General features: G+C 56.6%; 10 protein-coding genes. All 10 read right to left on the bottom strand.

Features of this window, described 5'->3' with window-relative positions:
• Positions 1-4 precede the first annotated feature (4 nt).
• The 10 genes from QLG08_RS02795 to QLG08_RS02750 all read right to left on the bottom strand — a co-directional run bounded on the left by QLG08_RS02795 (position 5) and on the right by QLG08_RS02750 (position 12,738).
• Positions 5-1,468 (bottom strand): serine/threonine protein kinase, encoded by a 1,464-nt coding sequence (locus QLG08_RS02795; protein ID WP_024471006.1) that lies wholly within the window; start codon positions 1,466-1,468, stop codon positions 5-7.
• A gap of 29 nt (positions 1,469-1,497) precedes the next feature.
• A complete protein-coding gene (gene tssH / locus QLG08_RS02790) occupies positions 1,498-4,107 on the bottom strand; it encodes a type VI secretion system ATPase TssH (protein ID WP_176017504.1) in 2,610 nt (869 codons plus the stop codon).
• A 53-nt stretch (positions 4,108-4,160) separates the two neighbouring features.
• Positions 4,161-5,210, bottom strand: a complete 1,050-nt coding sequence (gene tssG / locus QLG08_RS02785; RefSeq protein ID WP_116219944.1) for a type VI secretion system baseplate subunit TssG — start codon at positions 5,208-5,210, stop codon at positions 4,161-4,163.
• Entirely contained in the window at positions 5,207-7,084 is a 1,878-nt protein-coding gene (tssF, locus tag QLG08_RS02780; RefSeq protein ID WP_013026235.1) for a type VI secretion system baseplate subunit TssF, read from the bottom strand. The genes tssG and tssF overlap by 4 nt, the downstream gene beginning before the upstream one ends.
• A gap of 2 nt (positions 7,085-7,086) precedes the next feature.
• Entirely contained in the window at positions 7,087-7,662 is a 576-nt protein-coding gene (gene tssE, locus QLG08_RS02775; RefSeq protein WP_013026236.1) for a type VI secretion system baseplate subunit TssE, read from the bottom strand.
• On the bottom strand, positions 7,652-8,479 hold the full coding sequence (locus QLG08_RS02770) for a type VI secretion system accessory protein TagJ (RefSeq protein ID WP_238493175.1): 828 nt from the start codon (positions 8,477-8,479) through the stop codon (positions 7,652-7,654). Before QLG08_RS02770 ends, tssE begins: the two co-directional genes overlap by 11 nt.
• Positions 8,480-8,495: 16 nt before the next feature.
• Complete coding sequence (locus QLG08_RS02765) at positions 8,496-9,509, bottom strand: hypothetical protein (RefSeq protein WP_233266598.1); 1,014 nt, start codon at positions 9,507-9,509, stop codon at positions 8,496-8,498.
• Between the two features lie 10 nt (positions 9,510-9,519).
• Entirely contained in the window at positions 9,520-10,311 is a 792-nt protein-coding gene (locus QLG08_RS02760; RefSeq protein WP_013026239.1) for a protein phosphatase 2C domain-containing protein, read from the bottom strand.
• Positions 10,308-12,203 carry a type VI secretion system-associated FHA domain protein TagH gene (gene tagH, locus QLG08_RS02755; protein ID WP_015700020.1) on the bottom strand — a complete coding sequence of 632 codons (1,896 nt, stop codon included), beginning with the start codon at positions 12,201-12,203 and terminating at the stop codon, positions 10,308-10,310. The genes QLG08_RS02760 and tagH overlap by 4 nt, the downstream gene beginning before the upstream one ends.
• 133 nt (positions 12,204-12,336) lie before the next feature.
• Complete coding sequence (locus QLG08_RS02750; protein ID WP_015700019.1) at positions 12,337-12,738, bottom strand: lysozyme inhibitor LprI family protein; 402 nt, start codon at positions 12,736-12,738, stop codon at positions 12,337-12,339.
• Positions 12,739-12,755: the final 17 nt, after the last annotated feature.

Raw genomic sequence — 12,755 nt, 5'->3', positions numbered from 1 at the left:
CCTGTTAAATATGGGGATCAAGTAACCAGACGCCTTGCTGATTAATGGTTAACGTTTGTTCACGTTCGCCACCCTGACCTGTTACAGAAAACGTGTAGTTGCCGGGTGCCAGCTGCAGCGCCGCAAAGCCATTGGCAGCCGGAACCACTGCCTGAGGCTTGCCATTCACCTGAACACGCTCGCCGGGCTGGAGCTTAATATAAACCTGCGCCACAGGTTCAGGCGGTGGTGCCACCGGCTCCTGAGGTTTTTCCGGCTCGGCCTGGGCTGTCTGGGTTTGCACAGGCGTTGCAGCAGGTTGTTCAGCCGGTGCCTGAGTGGCTGGGGCCGTTTCGGTCTGTGCGACATTGGCAGGTGCATCACCTTCTTTGTCGCCGCCCGCCATCAGGACACCGACGCAAACCCCCACCAGCACACCTGCAGCGACCAGACCCGGCAGAGCAAAGCGGTTACGCATCAGCTTTTTCAGCGGTGTTGCCGGAGTGGCAGCCGCCTCATCCTCTTCCTGAACCGGTACCAGCATGGTACCCGGCCCACTGTGCTTCACTTCAGGCAGCGGTTCGGGTGCTTTCTCTGGCAGCACCATTGAGGCCGCGAAGGCATCAATGCTCTGTGGACGATCTTCCGGCTTCAGCGCCAGCGCGCGATCAACGGCCGCCAGTAAGGTCTGGCTGTAGCCGGCCGGTGCACGCTGAACCAAGGGTTGATAGTTATCTTCGATGCTGCGCACCACGCTGACCGGCGGCGGTGCGCCGGTGATTAACGTGTGCAACACGGCCCCCAGCGCGTAAATGTCCGTCCACGCGCCCTGCTCGCTTTCATCGTTATCGCTGTACTGTTCAATCGGCGCGTAGCCCGGACGCAGCATGGTTTCACTTTCATCAGAAAGGTTACCGATGGTTTTGCGCGCGGAGCCGAAATCCAGTAATACCGGATCGCCATTGCTCTGGATTTGAATATTATCCAGCGAGATGTCGCGGTGCAGATAGCCTGCATCATGAATGGTCTTGATGGCACCCAGCAGCGGTGGCAGCAGGCGACGGATCCAGTTCTCATCAATCAGATGGGGATGGCGTTCACGCATGTTAGACAGCGTGGTGCCGCTGTAAAACACCGTGCCCATATAGGCCGTATCGTTTTGCACCCAAAAGCGCAGAACGTGAAGCAGGTTCGGATGATTAAAACGTGCCAACAGACGGGCTTCCTGAATAAAGCTGTTCAGGCCCGCATGGAAAGTTTTACTGAATCGCTCACTCCGCAATACCAGGTTCAGGTCGTCGCTGCGCACGGCCAGCGACGCGGGCATAAACTCTTTAATCGCGATATCGCGCTCCAGTTGGTGATCCCAGGCACGATAGACAATGCCGAAACCGCCACCGCCGATGACATCTTTGATTTCAAACTCATTAAACCGGTAACCAATCGGGAGGGCATTGGGTACATTCTGGTGATTATCATTTTCCGACATATTCGAAAGCTCTCTGATAACAAACGGCTTTAGACAGCAAACTGGCAAACAAACTCGCCCTGATCACAGCTGACCTGCACACGACGATAACGTTCATCACGAGCATGGGCGCTGAGCAGTATCTGGCTCATCTGCGGCAACAGGGTATTTGTCAGGATGGCATCGACCATGCGACCTCCTGACTCCACTTCCGTACAACGCTGCACGATCTGGCTGACGACCGAATCGTCAATAATGGCTTCAATACCGTGGTTCTCTTCCAGGCGGCGAACAATGCGCCCCAGTTGCAGCTTAACAATCTCTGCCAGCATCTCGTCACTGAGGGGATAGTAAGGCACCACCAGCAGACGGCCCAGCAGTGCAGGCGGGAACACCTCCAGTAAGGGTTTACGTAAAGCGGTGCTGAGCGCGTCAGGATCCGGCATGAGCTCCGGATCGGCACAGAGCGCACTGATCAGTTGCGTACCGACGTTAGAGGTGAGGATGATAATGGTATTGCGGAAATCAATGTGGCGCCCTTCGCCATCTTCCATCCAGCCTTTGTCGAACACCTGGAAAAACAGCTCATGCACATCAGGATGCGCTTTTTCAATCTCATCCAGCAGCACGACGCTGTAAGGACGACGACGCACGGCCTCCGTCAGCACACCGCCTTCACCGTAACCTACATAGCCTGGAGGGGCACCTTTCAGCGTTGAAACGGTGTGCGCTTCCTGGAACTCGCTCATGTTGATGGTGATGATGTTTTGCTCTCCACCATAAAGCGATTCGGCCAGCGCTAGCGCGGTTTCGGTTTTCCCGACGCCTGACGGGCCACAGAGCATAAACACACCGACCGGTTTATTGGGATTGTCCAGTCGGGCGCGTGAGGTGCGAACGCGTTTGGCAATCAGATCCAGCCCATGACGCTGCCCAATTACGCGCTGATTCAGCGTGTCCGCGAGGTTAAGCACGGCGTCAATTTCGTTTTTCACCATCCGGCCCAGCGGAATGCCGGTCCAGTCGGATACCACTGCGGCAACGACGCTGGCGTCAACGGCAGCAAACAGTAACGGGGCTTCACCCTGAACCGCATGCAACTTCTGTCGGGTTTCATCGAGCTGCTCGCGCAGGGAAGTTTCGCCTTCGGTCACGCAACGCGCGCGCAGGGCAATCAGCTGTTCGACCAGCTCACGCTCCTGCTGCCAGCGGGCGTCCAGCGCATCGCGCTCTGCTTCCAGGGCAGCGCGCTGGGCGGCAATCGTGGCCTGGCGGGTTTCATCACCCAGCCCCACTTTGGCTTCACGTTCGGCGATCTCCGCTTCGATTTCCAGCGCGGCCAGACGGTGCAGGCAGTCTTCCAGCGCGGCAGGCTGTGCGCCCTGGCTGACGGCAACGCGTGCACAGGCGGTATCCAGTAAGGCTACGGCTTTATCCGGCAGCTGGCGGGCAGGAATGTAACGGTGAGAGAGCTTAACGGCGGCGCTGACGGCTTCATCCAGTAACAGCACCTGATGGTGTTTTTCCAGCGCACTCACGGTGCTGCGCAGCATCAGGATCGCTTTTGCTTCATCCGGCTCCTGCACCTGAACGGTCTGGAAGCGGCGGGTCAATGCAGGATCTTTTTCGATGTATTTCTTGTATTCCGCCCAGGTCGTTGCGCCAATCGTGCGCAACTGCCCGCGCGCCAGGGCCGGCTTTAACAGGTTGGCGGCATCGCCTGTGCCCTGCTGACCGCCTGCACCGACCAGGGTATGAATTTCATCAATGAATAACACAATCGGCGTAGGGCTGGATTGCACTTCGTTAATCAGGGCCTGTAAACGCGCTTCGAATTCGCCTTTCATGCCGGCGCCTGCCTGCAACATGCCAATATCCAGCAGCCACAGTTGCACGTCACGAAGCGGTGCCGGTACATCACCGGCGGCAATGCGCAGCGCCAGCCCTTCTACCACCGCCGTTTTACCCACGCCAGCTTCACCGGTGAGTAATGGATTGTTCTGGCGACGGCGCATCAGGATATCCACCATCTGGCGGATCTCTTCATCACGGCCCGCAACCGGGTCGATTTTTCCGTCGCGCGCTCGCGCGGTCAGATCCTGCGCATACTGCGCTAACGTGCTGTCGCCCGCCGCCGGAGGGGCGGCAGCATCGCCTGCGGGCTGAACCAGCGCCTGCTGAACTTCTTTACTGTTCGCCAGCAAGGTATCGAACTGCTCCAGTAAAGCATCGGCGTTCACGCGTGAAAACTGGGGTGAAATGCCTTTCAGGACGCTGGCGAGCGTAAAGGTCTTCAGCATACCTATCAGCAGGTGACCACCGCGAATACGGGTAGCACCGTATTTGAGTGATGCATAAACCCAGGCGCGCTCAACGGCGCTGTCGATGTGTTCTGCGAGATCGGACACCGCACCCGCACCGCGCGGCAGGCGGTCCAGTGCAGCGACGATATCCCGCGTCAGCGCGTTTTCATCCAGTGAAAAATGCTTAATCACCTGCTGAAGATCGCCATCCTGCTGCTGCATGAGCTGATGCAACCAGTGCACCAGTTCAACATAGGGGTTGCCACGCAGTTTACAAAAGGCGGTCGCACTCTCAAGCGAGGTAAATAACAGCGTATCCAGTTTGCCGAATAGCACGGCACGGCTGATCTCTGACATATCGGTTCTCTTTATTGAAAGAAGCGGGCTAACTATCGGGGAAAGCGGTTGGGCTATGACGGCGTAGCTTCAACCTCAAAGGCAAAATCTTCACGATCGACAGGCTGCGGTTGCTGTCCAAGCCAACTGGTGTAGCCCAGCCGCGCCTGACCGCCAAGGGTTACGCCCTTAACGGCATCGGCTGCCAGAATCAGGCTGAGATCCCACTGCATCTCAATACCCAGATAGTGGCGCACCCAGTCACGCACTTCGCAAGCGCCCTGCGCGTTGGGTAAAAAACGTTCGTACTGCTCGGCGCTCAGTGGACCGATACGCAGACGAAAACGATGCTGGACATCACGAACGGCCACACCGAGAAAGGCCGATTCACCCAGGCGCGGCATATGGCGACCGGCCGACAGACGGGCCTGATCGCGGCTGTCCAGGGATAACCACTGCGGCACGTTCTGTTGCAGCTTAACCGGAACGGCAAAGTAGTGACGCAAAATGCGTACCAGCCCTTCGGCATCGTGACCGTGGCGGCTGAGATGCCCTGACAGCATGAGGCGCGCATGCAGACTCAGCGAACTGGCTTTCTGCTGGGCCGGTAACCCAATACCGGCCACGCAGGCCAGATAATCCTGAAACCGCCGATCGTCGCGGCGATCCAGGGAGCTGGTTGGCTGTGAATTAGCCCAGGCACGGTAGAACAGCAGCGTGGCACGATGATGAAACAGATCGGCGAAAGCGCTCAGGCTGTTATCCTGATGGTGATCGATACGTCCGCGTACATATTCCGTCAGGTGCGTAGGGAGAGGACCGTTGGGACCAAACAGCCCAAAGCTGTAAATGGAGACGTCGTAGCGTTCGTCCTGCTCACGCGCTTTAACCTGTGACACGGTCGATGGTGCAAAGGCCAGGGATGGCTTTTGCCCAAGACGCACGGCTTCAAATTTGGGCAGTGGCGCTTTACCTAAGGCATAACGCTGCCCACTCTGGGCGTCCAGCTTGCGTAGCAGCTGAAACAGATCATAGCGCCAGGGCGCGGCCATCACGGCCTGCCAGAAACCGTCAGGCAGACGCACCGCCCGCTGTAGGGGAATAACGTGCGCCGTCTCACTCATAGCAGCGCCTTTTTGCCCATGCGCGGCGGCCAGTAGCCCACTTCGCCGCGCTGCTGGCTGCTCAGGGTGAATTCGGTAAAGCTGTTAAGCGCTACAAGGCGAGAAAAGACCCGCTCCAGCACGCTGCCGAACAGCCAGGGGCTGGCACCCGAAAACGCCTGCTCATCCACCTCAAGCGCAATGCTGACCCCGCGCGCAAACACCACGGGGCCCGGCTCGGGCACCCGGCGGTGAACGGCTTTGAGGTTGCAGTGCCGAATTCCGTCAATCTGACGCGTTAGCGGCGTTTCGGCCAGGCTGGCATACAGGCTCAGCATCTGGCGCAGTGCCGCAGCCCCTTCGCCATCGCTGCTGTCCATCAGGCTCAGATAGTTCATCTGCAGATGACTGATGAGTCGCCATGCTGAAAGCCCTTCAGCCAGCGCCGGACGCGGTGGCGTCGGGCCTTTGCACAATTTAAGTTGCCCGACAGGAATGGAATCCGGCATTACAAAGTTGGCCTGCTCTTGCTGTAGCAGCATTAAAGGCAGGTCACGGCTGGTGCACATCACTTCCGCAGACAAGTAGCGGATATCGCTGTTCCACGGTGTATGATTTTGATCCACCAGGGAGAGAAACACTTCAGAACCGATATAGCCTGTTCGGGTGCCATAGCGCAACGCGTGCTCAGAGAGCGTGCGCTGTTCACGACGCAGGGAGAAATACGCGCCATAATCCCCGCCGTCATGGCTGAAGGTGCTCCAGAACGGCCGGAAGATCTGCTCTTCGCGCTGTCCTTCGACAGAGGCAAACAAGCGCTTCACCGAATGGATCTCATAGTCCAGCGGACGAATGTTATCGACCACCAGGTGATACTCGTGCTGACTGTCACTGACCTTAAGCCGCTCGGCGGTTTTCGGGAACAGGTTAATGACCGGCGTGCAGTGCAGGGCCAGATGGGCGCTGTCGACAACGCTTTCCAGCGCCGCATCGGCCTTATCCAGCAGGATGACGATGTCAAACGACAGGGCGTTATCGCAGCGCTGCAGGAAAGGCGCCAGCTGACGCAGGCTGATAAACTGGAAGCGTGCCGGGAATGCAAAATACTCCTGCAGCAGGCGGTAGCCGTCAAAATTACGCAGATCGTCGGGCAGCAGGGCCTGCTCGGTCGAAAAGCCTTCCTGTTGAAGCGCGTCATCCGGCAGAACCTGACGTTGCGGTTTTGCTTCCACGGACTGCAGGATGATTCCGACACGATGCTGCATCAGCAGCTCCATCAGTTTCAGGGCCTGGATATCGGGTCCGCTCAGGAAAAACATCACGTCATCGAGACTGAGCTGGCTTAACGATGAAATGCCTTCGCAGGTGATGCGGATACGGAGGGCGCTGGACGCCGCCGTCGAGCCGCCCGCTTTCAACTCGCCTAACGGGATATCCGCTGGCACGCCACCTAACGACACATCGCTGATACGCAGGGGCTGTAACATCACATCGTGCGCGGTGGTATAGCTGCAGGTGACGCCCGTTTTTTTCAGGTTCTGGCTTTCCATCATTGTGCCGCGCGGCACTAAGAAACCATTGCTGATATCGCCTTTGCGGCTGTCCGGCGTGAGCTGGGCGATGGCCATCGACGGCGTAGGTGAAAGGTAGCCCGGTGCCACCATTTCCAGCATCCGCTGAGAAAAGCGTGGAAACTCGGCATCCATCTTTAACTGCACGCGTGACGTCAGAAACGCGAAACCCTCCATAAGTCTCTCGACGTAAGGATCGGCGACGTCAATGCCGCGCATACCAAGCCGCCCGGCGACCTTGGGATACTGGGCAGCAAACTCCGCGCCCATCTCGCGCAGATAGGCCAGTTCACGGTTGTAGTAATCAAGCAGCTTGCTGTCCATGATTAACCTGCATCCTGTAGTTCAAAATGGCCGCTCTCTAAATCAACCTGAGTGCGGAACAGAAACTCCAGCGGGTACGGCACGCACCATAACCGGCCTTTAATCTCAATCGATAGTACGTTGTGCAGACTCAGAGAGGTCAGGTCGCTTACGCAGCGAACCTGTAAGCCCTGGGGTAGAATGCGTGGCTCAAAGTGCAGAATGGCATCGGTCATTTTCCGTTGCATATCCTGCCATTCGATGTCCGAGATATTCTGTCCGGCCAGGGGGGCCACGCCAAAATTCAGCACGGAACGCTGGACCTCCGTCAGGTCGCTCAGATCGTGCTGCGCCTCGTTATTGATGGTGTTGAATAACCACTGGAGATCGCGCAGAACATTACGTCGCAGCGTACTGTGGGTAATAATCGAACTGTTGCCTGACTCGGTGGTTTTATCTGGCGCGTCGTCTGTCAGCCTGTCCAGCAGGGACGACTGCAGTTTGTCACGCGCCGTCAGCGTGTCGCGATTTTTGCGCGCACGATAGCCGCCATGCAGCTGCGAATAGCCGTCACCGGACGAATTGTCATTACGACTCATGAGGTAACTCAGTTTCGTTGAAAATAAGCTGCTGCAGCGTCAGTAAGGGATAATCTGCTTCATCGCTGAGCCACATCTTTTGCCCGTGACCGATAAACTGACCGTCATCGCTGCCTGATTCCTGCCACTCCGTTACGCTTGCCCGCAGGAAGCGTTCATCAGCCTTGTCCTGAAGCGGGTAGCGCACCGGAATCTGACAAATTTGCTCACTTCCGTCCACCAACTGCAGGCGAGTATGGCGCCAGACCAGATCCGTGACGCTTGCCGGAGCCTGAAACTCTATTTCACTGATGGCAGCAAACGGGATCCAGTAATAATGTCCATTGGCGATGGCCTCACAGACCGGTCCGAAGCGACTGTCACCGTCCATTATCCAGGCGAACTGGCTTTCCCCCTCCTGGGTTGTGGCCGTACCGGCGCTCGCCTCTGCGCTTTCCAACGCCTGAGCACGCAATGCCGCACCGACGGCCTTGTCGCCCGCTATGTCCGCTTTCAGCGCGGCCAGTAAGACCTGGCACCACGGCCAGGCGCTTCCTGGCAGTTGCGGCTCGGCTTCACCGCGCAAAACCGCTGCACGTTTCTGTTCGCCCTCAATGGCCTGTTGCAGCAAGGTCACGGTGGGCTGCGCCTGAGGCAGCATGGCCAGCCAGGATTTCAGCTGTGTCTGCGCCCTGATCCAGTTACCGTCAAGGCACAGGAGTTGCACAAATGCCGCCCGTAAATCCGCATCAGCCGGATTCGCCTGGATTTGTGCAGTGATGCTGGATAGGTTTTCCGCCAGGGTGGCATTGGCCAGTCGCTGTTGTAATGAGTCCATTCAAACTCCTTATGCCTTAGTTGATGGTGCGATACACGGCTGCGGCCGGATCTTTGAGTTCCGGATGCAGTTTTTCCACCAACTGCACCTTAATGGATGCAGGGCTACTTAACCAGGGTGACCAGATCTTACGCACTTCCTGCAGGCGCGCACGCAGCGCATTTTCGTCTGCCGCTTCACTGGCGGGCATCTCAACCACCACCTGGTTTATCGCCTGCCAGCCGTTAAACTGCTGGCTAAATGGCAACACCAGCCAGCTGTCGGGTGACTTTTCATCACTCAGCACCATGCGTTCGCTGTTAACCGTGGTAATGGTCAGTTCATCAACCTGCTGTTTATCGTTCAGGCCCGCTACCGGGAACCCCTGCAGAAAACTCACGGCAACGGATTTGGTCGCGTCTTTGCCCGTCTGGGTCAGCGTGCTGTGCCCGCTTAACCAACCATCTTTCCCGCAGGTGACGCCCTGCTTAGCCGGCACAAACAGGGCGCTGGCCTGCGAGGGCTGATGCCACCAGGTGCGGAAATGGCAACCGTCCAGCAAGCTAAACTGGAGCCACGGTGTGGTATCCGCCGCTGGCGAATTCAGCACGACAGGCGCGGCGGGCGGGCTGACGGGCGCCTGCTGCACCGGCGCCTGTTGGGCGGGCTGAACCGATTGAACGGGCTGTGCAGCGGCAGGCGGAGTCACCACCGATTTCCACTGCTGCGCTTTCGCGGCCGTACCATTGGCCAGTGCGGCGCCCTCGGTATCGGTTAATTGCCAGTGCAGCTGCTGTAACGGCTTACATTGTGAGGCCATCAAGCCCGCAACGCGCGGCAGGAAATCACTCAGCACCGACGCATCTTTATCGCCATGCGTCACAATGCGCAGGTTTACGGTGCTCTTACACCAGCTCGACAGCTGGTTATCTTTTACATCATCAATCCAGACATCCAGTTTCTGAGTTGGCGACTGCACAATGCGATAGTTCTCTGCAAAGGCATGTGTACTCAACAGCAATGCAGTCAGGCCCACTAATCCATATTTCATGTTGGCGTTCTCAATCTCGAAGAGGGAAAAACTGCGCCGCATCAGACAGCGAGTGCAATAAGGTGGTGTCTTCTGGTGAACCTACCCACACAGCCATGGCGCTGAAGTTGTCCTGTTGACCCCCCTGCGGTTGGCTGTTTTTGATAATTTGTTGCATCAGGGTCAGCCACTCTTCTGGCGTATTCACCATATGCAATGATTGCTGCATTTGTTCCAGCGTCACGCCATGCCAGAAACCATCCGTACACAGCAAAAAAGCATCCCCATCCTCAATAGGCACCACATCGCTGTAACTGGCATCCCGCTGTTCATCGCCCATGCCTAATGCAAAATAGAGCAGGTTACTGTTAATGCCTTCTGTCTGGTGCCCGGCATCTTTCATTTGCTGAATCAGGCTGTGGTCGGTGGTCACGTGGTAGAGATAGCCCCGACGAAACAGGTAAAGCCGACTGTCGCCTGCATGCGCCCAGTAGGCCAGTTCATAGTCTCTGTCGATAAACAAACTCACCAGCGTGGTGCCCATGCGGCTGTGCTGACTGTTTGCCTTTTGCTGTTGCCGAATGGCGCCATTGGCATAATTCACGTAATCGCGAATGGTTTGCGCATCGAGATGCGCATTGCCATCAAAGGCTTCCATCAGGCTACTGCGTGCAATTTTTGCTGCCACGTCACCGCCGGGAAACCCTGCCACACCATCACACACCACAAAGCAAGCCGAACGCTCGCCGATGCTCTCACCGGTTTGATCCTGATTGCTGGCGCGGTCGCCCTGATTCGACGTGGAAGCAGTAGAGATATTCATGCGTCATCCGTGTGGGTTTGTGAGTCTTTATACTGATTTACTTCCATGTCGTACGCGTGCAAGAAGGCTTCGCCAAACAAGGTATGGAAGTCATCTTCAATTTCACCGGCAGTTTCGCCATAGCGCTGGATAAAATGCTCCCACAGCGCGGCTTTACGGCTGCCGGGTAGTCCAATGCGCGATACGGAACCGTTTTGACGCGCTTCTTCTTCGAGCTGATCGGGGTTAAAGGACTGCAGCATGGAAGCAATAATGGCGCGAATACCGGCAATCATCCCTAACTGGTGCGCCTGGAGGTCAATCAGTGCGTCACGCACGGCCTGGCGTGGCGGCATAAAACCTGGCATACGGCTGCCAAACATCTGCATCAATACGGTTTTACCTGACGGCAGCAGCTTAAAAGGGTTGTTAGCATCATCCAGGATCACGGTCATGTCGGCTTTTACACCGCGTTTTAAAATCGACCGGGAAGACAGCAGTGCCACCGTTCCCTGCGAGAACATGCTGAGCATCTGGCCGAACTGCCGCATCTGCTCGCGATCGAACTGCGGTGTCGGTTGCAGATCCTGCAGGCCCATACCTTCCAGCAGTGCATCCAGTAACTCGCCCTTTAAGGCATCACCGCTACTGGCATTGCCACTCTGCTCGGTCCCACCGCTGTTATTGTGCGAGGCAACCGGATCGATGCGCAGCCGCCCTTTTGGCGTGGGCGAAGGCGTGCGTTGCACCGCCTGCGGTGTTGGCAAGGTAATGCCGCCGTAATCAATCGGGCTTTGCGCTCCTTCAGGCTGGGCAGGCTGCGGTTGAGGATCGAAAGCGGGATCGTGAGTGGCCTGTGTTTCAGTGTGATCAAACAGCGGTGAACTGCTTAAATCAGCCAACTCAACCGGTGCAGTATCCAGGATATCTGGCATCGGCTGGTGATTTTCTTGCGGCTGTAATGGCGCCGCTTGATGGAGCTCTTTCTGCTGCAAGGGTGCAGACTGATGGTTTTCTTTCGGCTGCGATGGCGCAGCCATAGGTTGCGAAACCGGCATATCTGGCTGAGCCAGCGGCACTGCACCGCTCATCATTAACCCCAGCGGATCGTCATGATGACGCGGGTCCGGCGTGGCCTGGCTGCCAAACAGATTTAACGGGTCCACGTCCGTGGAGGTTTCCTCTATTTTGGGCTGCCCTTGCGCATTTTGTTTTGCCGACAAGGTGCTGGGCGTGCGGTCATCAAAAATGCTTTCCTGAGCAAACAGCGCATCCTCTTCATCAAACAGGCTGCTTGTCTTAGGTTGCTGACCGATATCCAGCGGTTTATCGCTCATTAACTGAGCCAGCGGATCTTCGGGATTACGGTTTGCCGCTGTAGAGGTTAACGGATTTGCCTCCGGCATTTCTGGCGCAGCACTTTTACGTTTCGATAAGTCATCAGAAATTGAAAACTCTTTGGCAAGGCTGTCCCAGATCTCGCTGGGAATGGCAGCCGTGCTGGCAGCCGGCGCCTGTACAGGGACCGCATTGGGTACGGGCTGCGGCTTAGGTGCGGCTGCAGCGGTCAACGGAGGCTGCTGCGATTGCTGCTCGCCATTAAGATCGTTAACCAGCAGGCGATAGTCGTCGATGCCGAGAATATCTCCGTCCTGCAACTCCACCTGACGTCCACGCTCAAGCGGGATGTCATTCAGCAGCACGCGCGTAACGTTACCGCGGTTGGTCAGGCGACATTCGCCCTCTGCAGTAATATGCACGATAGCCTGCAGGCGAGAAATAGTGCGATCGTCGTCGGGCAATATCAGATTATTATCCACGCCTCGACCGATAGTGCCGCCTGGAGGAAGAAAATCGAAACTGATTTGCGGCGGTTCATGGCCGGGTTTAGCGGTTATTATCGTAAAGCGCATCACGGATTCCTGCGGTTAGCTGTTCGACATCTATATCGCGCGTCTCTCGGGGAGAAAGGCGGGATATAGAAGCGTAGTCAATGGTACGGAAGATAAACGCAACCCTAATGTTGCAGATAGCCATCCGTGAAAGTTAATCGTAGGGCATTTCTGATAATTCTTTCGTGCGTAACTCATCAAGCCTGGCGACGCACTCGTTATTAAATACGGTGTGCGCATTGCTGCCTTTATCTGCGGGATGCGCATATAACTGGCACTGCTCGTCACGGTAGGCTAACCAGTGACGCTGGGATTGAATAAACAGGTTCTGGTAGTTCTTTTTAGCTTGAGGTTCACTTTGAAAAACATGTTCGATACGTTTTTTCGTCGCCCCGTAGGCCTGATTTAAATCGTCTTCTGCATGTGCCCGGTTATTCTCGGCACAGCTAAACACATCGGCATCACTGGTCTTTTTAGCGCAGTCATCAAGGGCGTAAACGGCGGAAGAAAAACCAAACATGATAAAAGTCGCACATCCCAAAAAAGATATCTTCATTTTTTATATTGACCTGT

It is taken from the genome of Pantoea sp. V106_11 (assembly GCF_029967885.1).
GTDB lineage: Bacteria > Pseudomonadota > Gammaproteobacteria > Enterobacterales > Enterobacteriaceae > Pantoea > Pantoea ananatis.
This window is presented reverse-complemented; position numbering and strand designations above follow the sequence as displayed.